13 protein-coding genes, 2 tRNA genes and 1 pseudogene are annotated in these 15,825 nt (G+C 67.0%); 4 read left to right on the forward strand and 12 right to left on the reverse strand.

What is annotated here, in order from left to right:
- Nucleotides 1–77: pseudogene (locus A5691_RS28565) on the forward strand (hypothetical protein); the annotation flags it as partial.
- 1,112 nt (nucleotides 78–1,189) lie between these two features.
- On the opposite strand, the gene mobA reads toward A5691_RS28565, so the two are convergent.
- From mobA to clpX, 5 genes are all read right to left on the reverse strand, one after another.
- Nucleotides 1,190–1,795: a molybdenum cofactor guanylyltransferase gene (mobA, locus tag A5691_RS08125; RefSeq protein WP_067749520.1), complete on the reverse strand. Its 606-nt coding sequence runs from the start codon at nucleotides 1,793–1,795 to the stop codon at nucleotides 1,190–1,192.
- A 1-nt stretch (nucleotide 1,796) separates the two neighbouring features.
- Nucleotides 1,797–2,888, reverse strand: a complete 1,092-nt coding sequence (locus A5691_RS08130; RefSeq protein ID WP_067749518.1) for a 2-oxoacid:ferredoxin oxidoreductase subunit beta — start codon at nucleotides 2,886–2,888, stop codon at nucleotides 1,797–1,799.
- Nucleotides 2,885–4,864, reverse strand: coding sequence for a 2-oxoacid:acceptor oxidoreductase subunit alpha (locus A5691_RS08135; protein WP_156675598.1), 1,980 nt, complete (start codon nucleotides 4,862–4,864; stop codon nucleotides 2,885–2,887). Before A5691_RS08135 ends, A5691_RS08130 begins: the two co-directional genes overlap by 4 nt.
- A gap of 230 nt (nucleotides 4,865–5,094) precedes the next feature.
- Entirely contained in the window at nucleotides 5,095–6,348 is a 1,254-nt protein-coding gene (locus A5691_RS08140) for an MFS transporter (protein ID WP_067891409.1), read from the reverse strand.
- 43 nt (nucleotides 6,349–6,391) lie between these two features.
- Nucleotides 6,392–7,672, reverse strand: coding sequence for an ATP-dependent Clp protease ATP-binding subunit ClpX (gene clpX, locus A5691_RS08145; protein ID WP_055400128.1), 1,281 nt, complete (start codon nucleotides 7,670–7,672; stop codon nucleotides 6,392–6,394).
- Nucleotides 7,673–7,993: 321 nt separating this feature from the next.
- Here clpX and mmuM point away from each other — a divergent pair, with 321 nt between their 5' ends.
- Nucleotides 7,994–8,899, forward strand: coding sequence for a homocysteine S-methyltransferase (gene mmuM / locus A5691_RS08150; protein WP_197694401.1), 906 nt, complete (start codon nucleotides 7,994–7,996; stop codon nucleotides 8,897–8,899).
- A gap of 21 nt (nucleotides 8,900–8,920) precedes the next feature.
- Here the strand turns inward: mmuM and clpP2 are convergent, their stop codons facing one another.
- The 4 genes from clpP2 to A5691_RS08170 all read right to left on the reverse strand — a co-directional run bounded on the left by clpP2 (nucleotide 8,921) and on the right by A5691_RS08170 (nucleotide 11,837).
- Complete coding sequence (gene clpP2 / locus A5691_RS08155) at nucleotides 8,921–9,562, reverse strand: ATP-dependent CLP protease proteolytic subunit ClpP2 (RefSeq protein WP_067275408.1); 642 nt, start codon at nucleotides 9,560–9,562, stop codon at nucleotides 8,921–8,923.
- Nucleotides 9,559–10,149 (reverse strand): ATP-dependent CLP protease proteolytic subunit ClpP1, encoded by a 591-nt coding sequence (clpP1, locus tag A5691_RS08160; RefSeq protein ID WP_067749511.1) that lies wholly within the window; start codon nucleotides 10,147–10,149, stop codon nucleotides 9,559–9,561. Before clpP1 ends, clpP2 begins: the two co-directional genes overlap by 4 nt.
- Nucleotides 10,150–10,277: 128 nt before the next feature.
- Complete coding sequence (tig, locus tag A5691_RS08165; protein WP_068016616.1) at nucleotides 10,278–11,696, reverse strand: trigger factor; 1,419 nt, start codon at nucleotides 11,694–11,696, stop codon at nucleotides 10,278–10,280.
- Between the two features lie 64 nt (nucleotides 11,697–11,760).
- Nucleotides 11,761–11,837, reverse strand: a tRNA-Pro gene (locus A5691_RS08170).
- A gap of 148 nt (nucleotides 11,838–11,985) precedes the next feature.
- Between A5691_RS08170 and A5691_RS08175 the strand changes: the two genes are divergently transcribed.
- A tRNA-Gly gene (locus A5691_RS08175) sits at nucleotides 11,986–12,056 on the forward strand.
- 33 nt (nucleotides 12,057–12,089) lie between these two features.
- Entirely contained in the window at nucleotides 12,090–13,280 is a 1,191-nt protein-coding gene (locus A5691_RS08180; protein WP_068016613.1) for a serine hydrolase domain-containing protein, read from the forward strand.
- A 429-nt stretch (nucleotides 13,281–13,709) separates the two neighbouring features.
- On the opposite strand, the gene A5691_RS08185 is transcribed toward A5691_RS08180, so the two are convergent.
- The 3 genes from A5691_RS08185 to A5691_RS08195 form a co-directional block, all read right to left on the reverse strand.
- On the reverse strand, nucleotides 13,710–14,510 hold the full coding sequence (locus tag A5691_RS08185) for an Fpg/Nei family DNA glycosylase (RefSeq protein ID WP_067891416.1): 801 nt from the start codon (nucleotides 14,508–14,510) through the stop codon (nucleotides 13,710–13,712).
- 3 nt (nucleotides 14,511–14,513) lie between these two features.
- Entirely contained in the window at nucleotides 14,514–14,993 is a 480-nt protein-coding gene (locus A5691_RS08190) for a ribose-5-phosphate isomerase (protein WP_067749531.1), read from the reverse strand.
- Between the two features lie 103 nt (nucleotides 14,994–15,096).
- Nucleotides 15,097–15,720: a DsbA family protein gene (locus tag A5691_RS08195; RefSeq protein ID WP_067891419.1), complete on the reverse strand. Its 624-nt coding sequence runs from the start codon at nucleotides 15,718–15,720 to the stop codon at nucleotides 15,097–15,099.
- Nucleotides 15,721–15,825 lie beyond the last annotated feature (105 nt).

The raw sequence follows: 15,825 nt of genomic DNA on the forward strand, positions 1-15,825 counted from the left end.
CCCAGGTCGTCATCACCACGGTCGGCCCCTACACCCGCTACGGGCTTCCGCTGGTGGCTGCGTGCGCCCCGGCGGGCGCCATGTTGGGGTCGAAGCCCGTCGGCTCCGCGGTGGCGGTCGCCGAAGGGATGGTCACGAGGGTGCCCGTGACCGCGGCAAGAACGAGCGTCTTACGGACGTTCTTCAATATCTTTCCTTTCGCGGGGCGCGCGCGCCAAAGCAAGCCCACGGGGGTGGGCTGACGGTTTTTGGTTGGTGCGGAAACCTGCTTCGGAACGTGCCGGCTTGTCCTGGCACGACAGCGGTGGGCTCGATTCGCCCGGCGGAGTGTTACCGCCGGCCACGGACGCGACTTCGCCGTCCGCGGCCCCGCTCACACGCGGGTCCGTGATTCTGTTTTCAGTTACTGTTCCGTAACCCGTTGCGGGCTAACAGGGACCGTACGAGAACCAGCCGCGTTCGTCATCTTCGGAAACCGGACATCTCGTTTCGGTAACGGGGTGATCACGGCGCAATCCCGAGGTCATTTCGGCAGGTCAGCAAAGCGATTCCGGCGAGTACCCCGCAATCGCAAATGCTTTCAAATCGTGAGCCGAATCACGCCCATTTTGTGAACTGGCGCACGTATTTGCGCCGGTGGGTACGGACCGTCGCAGCCGTGACGAGCTCGCCCCGCGGAGCGAAGCAGCGCACATTACAACGGGTTACGTGCAATACGTCACACATTGCGCACCACCGACGGATGAATTGCGTTGTGCTGCGGTCTAACTTGCGTCGCTCCAATAGCGCGCACGGCACGTCCGCCGTGCCCACTCACGCGCCCCGCGAGAAACCTTGATTCCGTTCTCCCGCAAATGTTTTCGACACCTCTCGGACGCGCCTCGAAACAGACGGTGTTCGCGTGATCGTCATGGCCGGACGGCACCAAGCCGTCGCCCGGTTCAGCCGGCCAATTTGCTCACGGCGTACGGCCTGTCGATCCCGCGGGAAATGCGCAACTGCAACCGCAGCCGACGAGCGGGATCGCTGGATGGCGAAACCTGCGGCACCCCAACAGATCACAAAATGGCAAATACCATCACCCGGCACATCGCCCAGCAATTGTTTAAGCGGAAAGCAGCTCTTCTCATGCCGAATTCACTCACGAATTCTCGCCCGGTTATGCGCACCCGCTCCGGTGCGTTGCGGGTCAGCTGCGGGACTGCGCGAGGGCGCGTAGCTCGGCGTCGGTGTTGACGTTGGTCAGCGACCGCGACTCCGAGGTCACGATGCGCTGGGCGTCCGACGCATCCACCAGGGCGCGCATCTTGCGCTCGCCGGCGGCCACCAACGCGTCCACGCGGTCGGCCAGGTCGGTCCGGTACACCGCGGCAAGGTAGTGGTCCTGGCCGTCCCACGGCAGCACCACTTCCGCGCCGGTCTCCACCGCCCGACGGGCGAGATCGTCGATGAGTTCGACTGCCAGGAACGGCATGTCGACCGCGCAGACGAACGCGAGCCGCGCCCCGGCGTCGGCCGCCGCGCGCAGCGCCCGCCCCGTCGCCGGCAGCGGCCCCAGCCCACGCAGTTCGTCGCGCATCACCCGAGCCTGCAGTTCGGGGAGCGGCTGCCCCTGGGCGGCCATGACGAGCACCGGGTCGCAACGCTGTTGGAGGACGCCGACGACGTGCTCGACCATCGTGGTCGAGCCGGATCCAGCGGATGGCGGGATCGGGAGGTTGGCCTTGTCGCGGCCCATGCGTTGCGAGGCGCCGCCGGCCAGGACAACCCCGGCCAGGGAGATTGTTTCGCTCACGTCAGTCGACGGTCCAGGTGTCGCGGCCACGCAGCAATGATTGCAGAGCGGCGTCGTCGAACGGCTTCGAGGCCCGCGCGGCCTGCACCTGGGAGCGCGCCGCGTCGTCGTACGTGGGCCGGCTGACGTCCCGGAAGATGCCGAGCACAGTGTGATCGAGATTCTGATCGGACAGCCGGGACAGCGCGAACGCGTAGGCCGAGTCGTCGGTGTGCGCGTCGTGCACCATTATTTCGTCGACGGACACATCGGCGGTCTTGGCGAACTCGAGGCCGAAGCCGGACTTCACCACGCAGTACTCGCCGTCGGCACCGAAGGTGATCGGCTCGCCGTGGCGGATGTTGATCACCCGCTCCTCGGCGCCTTCCTTGCGGAGCACGTCGAATGATCCGTCGTTGAAAATCGGGCAGTCCTGCAGGATTTCGACCACGGCGGCGCCGCGGTGCTCCGCGGCCGCGCGCAACACCTCGGTGAGCCCGTTGCGGTCGGAGTCCAGGGCGCGGCCGACGAACGTCGCCTCGGCACCCAGCGCAAGCGACACGGGGTTGAACGGGTGGTCCAGCGACCCCATGGGGGTCGACTTGGTGACCTTGCCGACCTCCGACGTGGGCGAGTACTGGCCCTTGGTCAACCCGTAGATCCTGTTGTTGAACAACAGGATCGTGATGTTGACGTTGCGGCGCAGCGCGTGGATCAGGTGGTTGCCACCGATCGACAGCGCGTCGCCGTCACCGGTGACCACCCACACCGACAGGTCCTCTCGGGCCAGGGCCAGACCGGTGGCGATCGCCGGTGCGCGGCCGTGGATGGAGTGGAAGCCGTAGGTCTCCAGGTAGTACGGGAAGCGGCTCGAGCAGCCGATGCCGCTGACGAACACGATGTTCTCGCGGCGCAGCCCGAGCTCGGGCAGGAAGTTGCGAATGGTGTTGAGGATGACGTAGTCACCGCAGCCGGGGCACCAGCGGACCTCTTGATCACTGGTGAAGTCCTTGCCCTTCTGCGGCTGGTCCGTGGTGGGCACGCCGTCGTTCTTCTTCAACCTCGGCGTCAGCCCGAGGTCGGTGCCCGCCAGATTTCCCATCAGGTCGGTCATTCGCTAGCTCCCGCTCCCACCGTTGCCGCCGCCATTCGGGCGACCATCGTCTTGTCTTGCTCGATTTCGGCCAGCGTGCCGCCGATCGCGGCGCGGATGACACGCCCGATCTCGTCCGCCAGGAACGCGACACCCTGAACCTTGCTGACCGATTGCACGTCGACCAGGTACTTGCCGCGCAGCAACAGTGCCAGCTGGCCGAGGTTCATCTCCGGGCACACCACCATCGGGTAGCGCCGCAGCACCTCGCCCAGGTTCGCCGGGAACGGGTTCAGGTAGCGCAGGTGCGCGTGTGCCACCTTGACGCCCTTGCGCCGCGCGCGCCGACAGGCTTCACCGATCGGGCCGTACGAGCTGCCCCAGCCGATCAGCAGCAACTCGGCGTCCCCGGTCGGGTCGTCGACCTCGAGATCGGGAACCGTGATGCCGTCAATCTTGGCCTGCCGCAACCGAACCATCAGGTCGTGGTTGACCGGCTCGTAGGAGATGGCGCCCGAACCATTCGCCGCTTCCAGGCCACCGATGCGGTGTTCCAGGCCGGGGGTTCCCGGGACGGCGAATTGGCGAGCGAGCGTCTCCGGGTCGCGGTTGTACGGCTGGAAGGGCTCGTCCGGCTTGGCGAAGGTGTGCTTGATCGGCTGCAGCGTGCCGACGTCCGGAATCCGCCATGGCTCCGAGCCATTGGCGATCGCGCCGTCAGACAACAGGATCACCGGCGTGTGGTATGAGACCGCGATCCGCACGGCCTCGATCGCGGTTTCGAAGCAGTCGGACGGCGAGCGCGGCGCCAGTACGGCTACCGGCGACTCCCCGTTGCGGCCGTACAACGCCTGCAGCAGGTCGGCCTGCTCGGTCTTGGTGGGCAGGCCCGTCGAGGGGCCGCCACGCTGAACGTCGATGACCAGCAACGGCAATTCGGTCATCACCGCAAGGCCCAGCGCTTCGGACTTCAGCGAAATGCCGGGGCCGGACGTGCTCGTGACCCCGAGGGCACCGCCATACGAGGCGCCGATCGCGGCGCAGATGCCGCCGATCTCGTCCTCGGCCTGGAAGGTGATCACGTTGAAGTTCTTGTGCTTGGACAGTTCGTGCAGGATGTCCGACGCCGGCGTGATCGGGTAACTGCCGAGCACCACCTGAATGCCGGCCAATTGACCCGCGGCGACGATCCCGTAGGCCATCGCGGTGTTGCCCGAGATCTGCCGGTATTCGCCGGACGGCAGCGTCGCCCGCGAAACCTCGTAGGTGGTGCCGAACGCCTCGGTCGTCTCGCCGTAGTTCCAGCCCGCCTTGAGGGCCAACACGTTGGCTTCCGCGATGTCGGGCTTGCGGGCGAACTTCTCCCGGATGAACTTCTCGCTGGTCTCGATCGGGCGGCCGTACATCCACGACAGCAGGCCGAGGGCGAACATGTTCTTGGCGCGCTGGCCGTCCTTCTTCGACGCGCCGATCGCCTCCACGGCGCCGAGCGTCAGGGTGGTCATGGCGACGGAATGCACGACGTAGTCGGACAACTCGTCGGACTCGAGCGGATTCGTTACGTAACCCACCTTGGTCAGGTTGCGCTTGGTGAACTCGTCGGAGTTCGCGATCACCATGCCGCCGCGGGGCAGATCGCCGAGGTTGGCCTTGAGCGCCGCCGGGTTCATCGCGACGAGCACGTCCGGGCGGTCACCGGCGGTCAGGATGTCGTAGTCGGCAATCTGGATCTGGAAGGAGGAGACCCCGGGCAGGGTCCCTGCGGGGGCACGGATTTCGGCGGGGTAGTTGGGCTGGGTCGCCAGGTCGTTACCGAAAAGCGCTGCCTCGGACGTGAACCGGTCGCCGGTGAGCTGCATGCCGTCGCCGGAGTCCCCGGCGAAGCGAATGACGACTTGTTCCAGGCGCTGACGGTCGGATCCGTTCCGGCGAGCGGCCCCTCCCCGGGACGACTCGTTGTGAGAATCAGACCCGGCTCCGCTGCCGTTCGGATCCACGTATCCGCCTTCCATTCGTTACCGGATAGGCACTTCGCTGGAGTTTTAGGTTACGCGCCAAAAGAGTGGCGTCCCGCGCCCTCAAGCTGTGTGTCACTGCAAGTACCAATTATGGCACTTCTCTAAGGGGTGTATGAGCGTCTCTGGTGCATTACAGATGAATGCTTCAGTGTAAAAAGCCGAAGTCAGGGCGGGAATGGTATGCCTCAGGTCAAAAACTGTGTTATTGGTCACGTCGGCGGGGCGCCGACACCGAGTTCCCTTGGCGCCGTTTCCGGCATCGCGACCAGGTACAAAATCAGGCCCGCCGCCGCGAGCGTTCCCAGGAAGGCGAAGGCGGCGTTGTAGCCGGCGGCCACCACGATCCAGCCCGCGACGAGGTTCGACACCGAGGCGCCGATCCCGGTCGCGGCGGTCACCGCGCCCAGGCTGACGTTGAACCGGCCGCTGCCGTGCGTGACGTCCTGGACTACGAGGGGAAACAGCGCCCCGAACACGCCGGCCCCGACGCCGTCCAGCAGTTGCACCCCGACCAACCAGTACGGGTTTGGAGACAGGGTGTAGAGGAATCCACGCGCGGCCAGGACCGCGAAACCGGTCAGGAAGATCGGCTTGCGTCCCCACGAATCGGCCTTGGCCCCGGCCAGATAGGCCACCGGCACCATGACCACCTGCGCGGCGACGATGCAGCCGGCCATCAGCGCCGTGCCGACGTCCCTGTTGTGCAGCGCCAGCAGCTGGCCTACCAGTGGCAGCATCGCCGCATTGGCGAAGTGGAAGGCGACGACGGTCGCGGCGAAGATCATCAGCCTGCGGTTGTGCAGCAATGCCGCCATCCGGGACGGCGTCTCGTGCGGGGCTCCCCGCACGTGGTCCATGCCCCGGGCGACGTCGTGGTCGATCGCGTCACCCGGAATCCTCAGCGCGGCAAGCACACTGGTGGCCGCCATGACCGCAAGCACCCAGAACACCACCACCGGCCCGAAAAAGTAGGCCAGACCGCCGGTGATGGCGGCGGCCGACGCGTTGCCCGCGTGGTTGAACGACTCGTTGCGCCCGATCCGGCGGGAGAAGAACCGGGGCCCCACGACGCCCAGCGTGATGGCGGCCAGCGCCGGGGCGAAGACCGAGCCGGCGATGCCGGTCACGGCTTGCAGCACCGAGATGGAGTACCGGCCGGGAAACAACGGCATGGCCAACGAACCTGCGGTGACGGTCAACGCGCCGCCGATGATCAGCGCCCGCTTGGCGGTGCTCCGGTCCACCAACGCGCCGGCCGGTGCCTGCGCGACGATCGCCCCGATCCCCCCGACCGCCATGACGAAGCCGATCGACGCCTGGTCCCAATGGTGAGCCAGCAGCAGATAAATCGAGAGATAGGGACCCAGCCCGTCACGCACGTCGGCGAGCAGGAAGTTGAGCAGGTCCAGCGCACGAGTAAGCCGGCGCGGTACGGGGCTGTCGGTCTCAGCGGCGGCCGGCATGGGGATCTAGTACCCAAATGCGCGGCCGGTCGACCGCAAGGCGTTAGGCGCTCTTGTCGCGGCGCTCGGTGCGTGACGGCTTGCGCGGCACGATCGTCGGCAGCACGTTGTCCTGCACGGTCTCCTTGGTCACCACGACTTTGGCGACGTCGTCGCGGCTCGGGATGTCATACATCACCGGCAGCAGGACCTCTTCCATGATGGCCCGCAGGCCGCGGGCCCCGGTGCCGCGGTGGATGGCCTGATCGGCGATCGCCTCCAGCGCGTCGTCGGTGAACTCAAGCTCGACGCCGTCCATCTCGAACAGCCGGGTGTACTGCTTGACCAGAGCGTTCTTCGGTTCGGACAGGATCTTGACCAGCGATTCGCGGTCCAGGTTGGTCACCGAGGCAACCACCGGCAACCGCCCGATGAACTCTGGGATCAGGCCGAACTTGATCAAGTCTTCGGGCATGACCTCGGCGAAGTGGTCGGTGGTGTCGATCTCCGCCTTCGAGCGCACCTCGGCGCCGAAGCCCAGGCCGCGCTTGCCGACGCGTTCGTAGATGATCTTCTCCAGGCCGGCGAACGCCCCAGCGACGATGAACAGCACGTTGGTCGTGTCGATCTGGATGAACTCCTGGTGCGGGTGCTTGCGGCCGCCCTGCGGGGGCACCGACGCCTGCGTGCCCTCCAGGATCTTCAGCAGCGCCTGCTGCACGCCCTCACCGGAGACGTCGCGGGTGATCGACGGGTTCTCGCTCTTGCGGGCGATCTTGTCCACCTCGTCGATGTAGATGATGCCGGTTTCGGCCCGCTTGACGTCGTAGTCGGCGGCCTGAATGAGTTTGAGCAGAATGTTTTCCACGTCCTCACCGACGTATCCGGCTTCGGTCAGCGCGGTGGCGTCGGCGATGGCGAACGGCACATTGAGCATCTTGGCGAGCGTCTGGGCCAGGTAGGTCTTGCCGCAGCCGGTGGGGCCGAGCATCAGGATGTTGGACTTGGTCAGCTCGACCGGCTCGTGCCGGGAGTCACGACCCTTCTCCCCCGCCTGGATCCGCTTGTAGTGGTTGTAGACGGCGACGGCCAGCGTCCGCTTGGCGGTGTCCTGCCCAATGACATAGCCCTCCAAGAACTCCCGGATTTCAACGGGCTTGGGCAGTTCGTCGAGTTTGACGTCGTCGGCGTCGGCGAGCTCCTCTTCGATGATCTCGTTGCAGAGGTCGATGCACTCATCGCAGATGTACACACCGGGACCAGCAATGAGCTTCTTGACCTGCTTTTGGCTCTTCCCGCAGAACGAGCACTTCAGCAGGTCACCGCCGTCTCCGATGCGCGCCATGGTGCTGAGGGCCTACTTCCTTTTCGCCGTTCGTCTAGCTGTGCCGCATGTATCCCCCGACGCTACCCGCTAGATCGGGCCCGACGCGACCATTAGGGCCGAATCGCGTCGGTGGTATTCATGCATGTTCGTCTTGATGAAACATATAGCCAGACGGCGCCCGTCACTCGCGAAAGACGCGCTTTGCGTGTCTTTGGCGTGTCGCGGTCGTTACCCGACCGAGGCTGGTGCGCCGACCGATTCCCACTTCCGCTGGAGATGCCGGCCCCGGCGAAGCCCGGGCAGATCCCCAAGAAATCACCCTACAGTGGCCGGGTGGGATTGGCTCTGATCAGCGGATCGGTAGTGATCAGCGATGGTGGCTTGGCCACGGAGCTGCAGGCGCGCGGTCACGACCTCTCCGACGCATTGTGGTCGGCGAGGTTGTTGGCGGACGATCCCCGCGAGATCGTCGCCGTGCACGCCGGCTATTACCGGGCCGGCGCCGCGATCGCGACGACGGCGAGCTATCAGGCGTCGTTCGAGGGCTTCGCGTCCCGCGGGATCGACCGGGACGAGGCCGCCGGGCTGCTGCGCCGCAGCGTTGACCTGGCGAAGACCGCCCGTGACGAGGTGGGCGCCGGCGGGCTGCTCGTCGCCGCTTCGGTCGGGCCGTACGGCGCGGCGCTGGCCGACGGATCGGAATACCGTGGGCGCTACGGGCTGTCGGTGGCGGCTTTGCGGCGATGGCACCGGCCCCGGCTGGAAGTGCTGGCCGACTCGGGCGCCGACCTGTTGGCGTGCGAGACCGTGCCCGACGTCGACGAGGCCGAGGCACTGGTCGACCTGGTCGCCTCGGTCGGCGCGCCGTCCTGGCTGAGCTACACCATCGATGGCACCAGGACCCGGGCCGGCCAACCGCTGGCGGAGGCGTTCGCGGTCGCCGCCGGGGTGCCGGAGATCGTCGCGGTCGGCATCAACTGCTGTGCACCCGCGGACGTCCTGCCCGCGATCGAGATCGCCACGGCGGCGGCCGCCAAGCCGGTGATCGTCTACCCGAACAGCGGCGAGCGTTGGGACGGACGGGGCTGGGCGGGGCCGCGGACCTTCTCCGCGGCGCTCGCCACGCAATGGCTTGCGGCCGGGACGAGCATCATCGGTGGCTGCTGCCGGGTCGGGCCGGCCGACATCGCCGAGGTTCGCCGAGCGTGCTCTGAGGGCGGTAAATCGGCTGAAATCTCGCCATGAGAGCACGTTCGCCGAGGAGACTTAGGCGGTCTGCGCGGAGAGCTTCCGGTACTCCAGCACGGTGTCGATGATCCCGTAGTCCTTGGCCTCTTCGGCGGTCAGGATCTTGTCGCGGTCGGTGTCCTTGCGGACCGTCGCGGCGTCCTTGCCGGTGTGGCGGGCCAGCGTGGTCTCCATCAGCGTGCGCATCCGCTCGATCTCGGCGGCCTGGATCTCCAGGTCGGAGAACTGGCCCTGGATCACACCCTGAAGCGACGGCTGGTGGATCAACACCCGAGCGTTGGGCAGCGCCATCCGCTTGCCGGGAGTCCCCGCGGCCAGCAGCACCGCCGCGGCCGAGGCGGCCTGGCCCAGGCACACCGTCTGAATGTCGGCGCGCACGTACTGCATGGTGTCGTAGATCGCCATCAGCGAGGTGAAGCCCCCGCCGGGCGAGTTGATGTACATGGTGATGTCGCGGTCGGGGTCCAGCGACTCCAACACGAGCAGCTGCGCCATGATGTCGTTCGCCGAAGCGTCGTCGACCTGGACGCCGAGGAAGATGATGCGCTCCTCGAACAGCTTGTTGTACGGGTTGGACTCTTTGACGCCGAAGCTCGAGTGCTCGATGAACGACGGCAGGATGTAGCGCGCCTGCGGCTGGATGGGGTGCTGGGTGCTCACTGGGCTTCTCCGTTGGTGATGTGGCTGGCGCGGGTGATGATGTGGTCGACGAATCCGTATTCGAGGGCCTCCTGGGCGGTGAACCAGCGGTCGCGGTCGGAATCGGCCTCGATGCGTTCGATCGTCTGCCCGGTGAATTCGGCGTTCAGCCGGAACATTTCCTTCTTGATGACGTGGAACTGCTCGGCCTGGATGGCGATGTCGGCCGCGCTGCCCGTCACCCCGCCCAGGGGCTGGTGCATCAGGATGCGCGCGTGCGGAAGCGCGTAGCGCTTGCCCTTGGTGCCGGCCGCGAGGAGGAACTCGCCCATCGAGGCCGCCATGCCCATCGCATAGGTGGCGATGTCGCAAGGAGCCAGCACCATGGTGTCGTAGATCGCCATGCCGGCGCTGATCGATCCGCCCGGCGAGTTGATGTACAGCGAGATGTCCTTGTCGGCGTCCTCGGCGGCGAGCAACAGGATCTGCGCGCACAGCCGGTTGGCGACCTCGTCGTTCACCTCCGAACCCAGGAAGATGATGCGCTCGGAGAGCAAGCGCTCATAGACCGAGTCCGTGAGGTTGAGCCCCTGCGAGGGCGAACGCATGTCAGACACGACTGGGTTACCTGCTTTCTCGAGTTCTTCTATTCACCGACACTAACCAACCGGGCCCACTGTTTCGCGCCCACGCTCCCCCTCAATCGGGCGCTTTCGCTCACAGCGTCAAGACCCGGTCACTCCGCCTCGTCGTCGGAGCCTTCGGTTTCCAACGCCTCGTCGGCGTCCTCGGCCTCCTCCGCCTCGCCGGCCGGCTCAGCTGCGTCGGCCTCCGAACGCTTCCCGAAGAACTCGTCGGTGTCGATGGTGTCGCCCTTGGTGTCGGTGACCGTCGCCGCGCGCACCACTTCGGCGATGGCCAGCCCGCGGCGCACGTCGGCGAACATCGCCGGCAGCTGGTTGTTCTCCTGCAGGTAGCCCAGCAACTGCTGCGGCTCGATGCCGTACTGCCGAGACGTCGCCACCAACCGCTCGGTCAGGTCGTCCTGGCCCACCTGCACCTCGAGCTCGTCGGCCAGCGCGTCCAGCAGAAGCTGCCTGCGGACGTCGGTCTCCGCCGCGGTGCGCGTCTCGCTCTCGAACTCTTCGCGCGTCTTGCCCTGGCCCGCGAGCGCCTCGTCCAGCCTGGCATCGTCGTGGTCGAGGCCGTGCAACGCGCCGTGAATCGTGCTGTCGTATTGCGCCTGCACGATCGCCTCGGGAAGCGGCACGTCGACCTGCTCGAGGAGCGTGTCCAGAGCGGCGTTGCGGATCTCGTCGGCCTGCTGGGCGCGCTTCACCCGTGCGACCTGGTCGCGCAGGTTGGAACGCAGCTCCTCGATGGTGTCGAACTCGCTCGCCAATTGGGCGAACTCGTCGTCGGGCTCGGGGAGCTCGCGCTGCTTGATCGACTTGACGGTGACCCTCACCTGGGCGTCCTGCCCGGCGTGCTCGCCGGCCGCCAGCTGCGCGGTGAACTCCCGGGACTCGTCCACCGAGAGACCGATCAGCGCGTCGTCGAGACCCGCGATCAGCCGGCCCGAACCCACCTCGTGGGACAGGCCCTCGGCGGACGCCCCCGGCACCTCTTCGCCGTCGATGGTGGCCGACAGGTCGATCGAGACGAAATCGCCGTCGGCGACGGGCCGGTCGACCCCGGTCAGGGTGCCGAAGCGGGCGCGCAGCGACTCCAATTCGGCGTCGACGTCGTCGTCACTGACCTCGACCGGATCCACCGAGATGGTCAGCGCGCTCAGGTCGGGAAGCTCGATCTTCGGGCGGACGTCGACCTCGGCGGTGAACGCCAGCTCCTGGCCGTACTCCTTCTTGGTGACCTCGATCTCGGGCTGGCCGAGGGGCTGCACTTCCGATTCCACGACGGCTTGCCCGTACCGCGCGGGCAACGCCTCGTTGACGACCTGGTCGAGCAGCGCCTCGCGGCCGAACCGGGCCTCCAGCAACTTCGCCGGCGCCTTGCCGGGGCGGAAGCCGGGCAGGCGCACCTGCTTGGCCAGCTCCCGGTAGGCGCGCTGGAAGTCGGGCTCGAGTTCGGCGAACGGCACCTCCACGTTGATGCGGACCCGGGTGGGGCTCAGCTGCTCGACGGTGCTCTTCACGGGGGCGCTCCTCGGTGGTCGTTCCTGGCGTTCGGTGGCCGTGTGCATGCGGCAGTGGTCGTGCTGGTCGGGGTGACAGGATTTGAACCTGCGGCCTTCCGCTCCCAAAGCGGATGCGCTACCAAGCTGCGCTACACCCCGCGCTGACCTCGATGATCCTAAGGCCCCGTAGGGCCGGGTTGGCCACAGGCTTCGCGACGACGTCGCAGACCCTCACGGAGCGATCACAAGACCGCGTCGATTAGATTTGATCTTCGTCGACAGCTACAGTCACGCTCGACTAACACATGCGGGCGTAGCTCAATGGTAGAGCCCTAGTCTTCCAAACTAGCTACGCGGGTTCGATTCCCGTCGCCCGCTCTGGATTAAGGATCTGCTCCTAAGAAAGGCGCCATGAGCGACCTCGAAACGGCCGCGGCAATCCAGGGGTCATGCGCGCCGGAATTCGTTGGAGTGCGCAACGCGTTCGAGCGGAATTTCACAGTCGGTGATGAAGTCGGCGCGGCCGTCGCCGTGTGGGTCGACGGCACGCTCGTCGTCAATCTGTGGGGCGGCTGGGCCGACGCCGCCCACACGCGACCCTGGCGGCAGGACACCCTGACCACGGTGTTGTCCGGCACCAAGGGCCTGTCGGCCACCTGCGTCCACCAGCTGGCCGACCGCGGCGAACTGGACCTGCAGGCCCCGGTGGCCCAGTACTGGCCCGAGTTCGGGCAGGCGGGCAAACAGGACATCACGCTGGCGATGGTGATGAGCCATCGCTCGGGCGTGATCGGCCCCCGCACCCGCCTGCGCTGGGAGGACGTCGCCGACTGGGACTTCGTCTGCGCACAGCTGGCCGCCGCCGAACCGTATTGGGAGCCCGGCACCGCCCAGGGCTACCACATGACAACCTTCGGCTTCATCCTCGGCGAGGTCTTCCGGCGGGTCACCGGACGCACGATCGGCCAATACCTGCGTACCGAGATCGCCGAACCGTTCGGCGCCGACGTCCATATCGGGTTGTCGCTGGCCGAACAACGGCGCTGCGCCGAACGCGTCAACAAGCCGCACGCCCGCGACCTGCTGGCCGATGCGCAGGCGCCCGGCTACCCGACGAGCCTCACCGAGCACCCCAAGGCCGCCCTCTCGATCTCGATGGGTTTCGCTCCCGACGACGAGCTCGGCTCCCACGACCTGCGGCTGTGGCGCGAACTCGAGTTTCCCGGTACCAACGGGCAAGTCTCGGCCCTGGGCTTGGCGACGTTCTACAACGTGCTGGCGCAGGAGAAGGTGCTCAGCCGTGAGCACATGGACCTGGTGCGGGAATGTCAGGGCGGGCTGGACACCGATCTGGTGCTGGGGCCGCGGGTGGCCGACCACGGGTGGGGGCTGGGATACATGCTCAATCAACGGTGCGTCAACGGGCCCAACCCCCGGATCTTCGGCCACGGCGGGCTGGGCGGCTCCTTCGGTTTCGTCGACCTGGAACACCGGATCGGCTACGCGTACGTGATGAACCGCTTCGACGCCACCAAGGCCAACGCTGACCCGCGCAGCCTCGCCTTAAGCAACGAGGTCTACGCGGCGCTCGGGGTCGTCTAACGCTTGTGAAAACGCGCCCCGCCGGTTCGGCAGGGCGCGTTCGTCGTTGCGCGGATCAGGGGTGCCAGCCGGGCGGCCCGGGCGGCCCGGGTGGGCCCCATGGCCCAGGAGGCGGTGGCGGACCCGGATGTCCCCACCCCGGAGGTCCCGGTGGCCCCCCGCGCCAGTCGTGGCAGCTGTTCCAGTCCCAGTTGTTGCCCCAGCCCGGATCCCAAAACTCACCCGGGCACCACTGCGGGAAGGGTCCGGGATGCGCTGCCGCTTCAGTAGCGACGCCCAAGCCCGCCAGCCCCAACCCGCCAATCGCGAGAGCCGTTGCGGCCAAACGAGGAATTGTTTTCATAACCTAACCAATACCCCGGTGGCCGCCACCCCTAAACAGTGAACGCGAACGTTTCTTGGTGCGAAATTCCCGCCGTTGCGGCCGCGTCACTTCTGGCAGGTCGGGCACCAGAACACGTTGCGGCCTTCCAAGACGGCCGTACGGATCGAATCCGCGCAGACGCGGCAGGCCTCGCCGGCGCGGCGGTACACGTATGTCCTGGGCCGCCCGGCCCGATACGACGGCGGCCCGTGGTCGTGCTCGGGCCGCACGACCACGATCTTCCCGCGGCGTAAGCCGACCTTCATCAGCGCGACCAGATCGGTCCATGCCGCGTCGAATTCTTCTTCGCCGACGTCTCGGCCGGGGCGGAACGGATCGATGTGGTGGCGGTAGAGCAGCTCGTTGCGGTAGACGTTGCCCACGCCCGCGACGATGGTCTGATCCATCAACAACGCGCCGATAGGCCTGCGGGACTTCGTAATTCGATTCCAAGCCCAGGACGGGTCGGCGTCGTTGCGCAACGGGTCGGGGCCGAGCTTGGCGAGCACGTCGGACACCTGGCCCTCGTCGATCACCTCGCAGACGGTCGGTCCGCGCAAGTCGGTGCCGTAGTCCGCGCCGACCATGCGCATCCGCACCTGCCCGACCGGTTCCGGGAGGACCCTCCCCTCGCGTGGCCATTCGGTGAAGGCGCCGTAAAGGCCGAGATGGACGTGCACGATCGGCCCCCCGTCGTAGTGGTGGAAGAGGTGTTTGCCCCAGACACTGGTGCGGCGCAGCACGCGGCCGTCCACCACGGCCGAGTCGACGAAACGGCCCTGCGGGCTCGACACCGCCACGGGCGCGCCACCGAATCGGCGCTGGTGCAGCCGGGCCAGCCGGTGCAGGGTATGCCCTTCGGGCATGGCTTACGCCGGCGCGCCGGGCACGGGCGGCGCCTGGTGGGTGCGCTCGTATTCGGCGAGAATGTCGATACGCCGTTGGTGGCGTTCGGCTTTCGACCATTGCGCGCTCAGGAAGGCGTCCACGATGGCCAACGCCTCCTCGACGGTGTGCATGCGCCCGCCGATGCCGATCAACTGGGCGTTGTTGTGTTCGCGGGCCAGCGTCGCCGTCTCGACGCTCCACGCCAGCGCGCAGCGAGCCCCGGGCACCTTGTTGGCCGCGATCTGTTCGCCGTTACCCGACCCGCCCAGCACGATGCCCAGGCTGTCCGGGTCGGCCACCGTTCGGGTCGCCGCGGCGATGCAGAACGCCGGGTAGTCGTCCTCGGCGTCATAGGTGAAGGCGCCGCAATCGATCGGCTCGTGCCCGGCCCCTTGGAGGTGGGCGATGATGTGCTGCTTGAGCTCGAATCCGGCGTGGTCAGAGCCGAGGTAGACGCGCATGCCCGCCATCCTTACACAGCCGGGCGCGGCGGGTCGCCGCCATCCAGTCAGCGGCGATCGCAAGCGCGGCGAAGCCGGGCGCGGCGGGTCGCCGCCCGACGACCTAGTCGAATTCGGGCTTCTCGGTGCGGGTCCGCTTGAGTTCGAAGAAGTGCGGGTAGGACGCGAAGGTCACCGACGCGTCCCACAGCTTGCCGGCCTCCTCGCCGCGCGGGATCTTCGAGAGCACCGGGCCGAAGAACGCCACACCGTTGACGTGAATGGTCGGCGTGCCGACGTCGTCACCGACCGCGTCCATGCCGGCGTGGTGGCTCTTGCGCAGGGCGTCGTCGTAGGCGTCGCTGGTGGCGGCCTCGGCGAGTTCCGCCGGCAGGCCGGCGTCGGCCAGCGACAGCTTGATGACCTCTTCGAGGTTCTTGTTGTCCTCGTTGTGAATCCGGGTGCCCATCGCCGTGTACAGCGGGTCCAGGACTCCGGCCCCGTGGGCCTGCTCGGCGGCGATCGCCACCCGCACCGGACCCCAGGCGTGCTTCATCATCTCGCGGTACTTGTCAGGCAGCCCTTCGCGGTTCTCGTTGAGAATCGCGAGGCTCATGACGTGGAAGTGCACGTCGATGTTGCGAACCTTCTCCACCTCGAGGATCCAGCGCGACGTGATCCAGCACCACGGGCACAGCGGATCGAACCAGAAATCGGCTTGGTCTTTCCCGGCAGCGTTGTCAGGCATAGCGCAATCCTCTCGTCGGTCAACACACCGTCCAGCACAACCGTAGGCGCCCCGCCCCTGTTCCCGCAGTGCCCGAGATGAGGCCGGGGGACGTAAGTTGGACGC

Source organism: Mycobacterium sp. E183, from assembly GCF_001667735.1.
Taxonomy (GTDB): domain Bacteria; phylum Actinomycetota; class Actinomycetes; order Mycobacteriales; family Mycobacteriaceae; genus Mycobacterium.

Coding starts and splice junctions, on each gene's coding strand:
- A5691_RS08190 (WP_067749531.1), bottom strand. CDS start 14,993: ATGCGCGTCTACCTCGGCTCTGACCACGCCGGATTCGAGCTCAAGCAG.
- A5691_RS08130 (WP_067749518.1), bottom strand. CDS start 2,888: ATGACCGACCTGATGGGAAATCTGGCGGGCACCGACCTCGGGCTGACG.
- A5691_RS08185 (WP_067891416.1), bottom strand. CDS start 14,510: ATGCCCGAAGGGCATACCCTGCACCGGCTGGCCCGGCTGCACCAGCGC.
- clpP1 (WP_067749511.1), bottom strand. CDS start 10,149: ATGCGTTCGCCCTCGCAGGGGCTCAACCTCACGGACTCGGTCTATGAG.
- A5691_RS08180 (WP_068016613.1), top strand. CDS start 12,090: ATGAGCGACCTCGAAACGGCCGCGGCAATCCAGGGGTCATGCGCGCCG.
- A5691_RS08140 (WP_067891409.1), bottom strand. CDS start 6,348: ATGCCGGCCGCCGCTGAGACCGACAGCCCCGTACCGCGCCGGCTTACT.
- clpX (WP_055400128.1), bottom strand. CDS start 7,672: ATGGCGCGCATCGGAGACGGCGGTGACCTGCTGAAGTGCTCGTTCTGC.
- A5691_RS08195 (WP_067891419.1), bottom strand. CDS start 15,720: ATGCCTGACAACGCTGCCGGGAAAGACCAAGCCGATTTCTGGTTCGAT.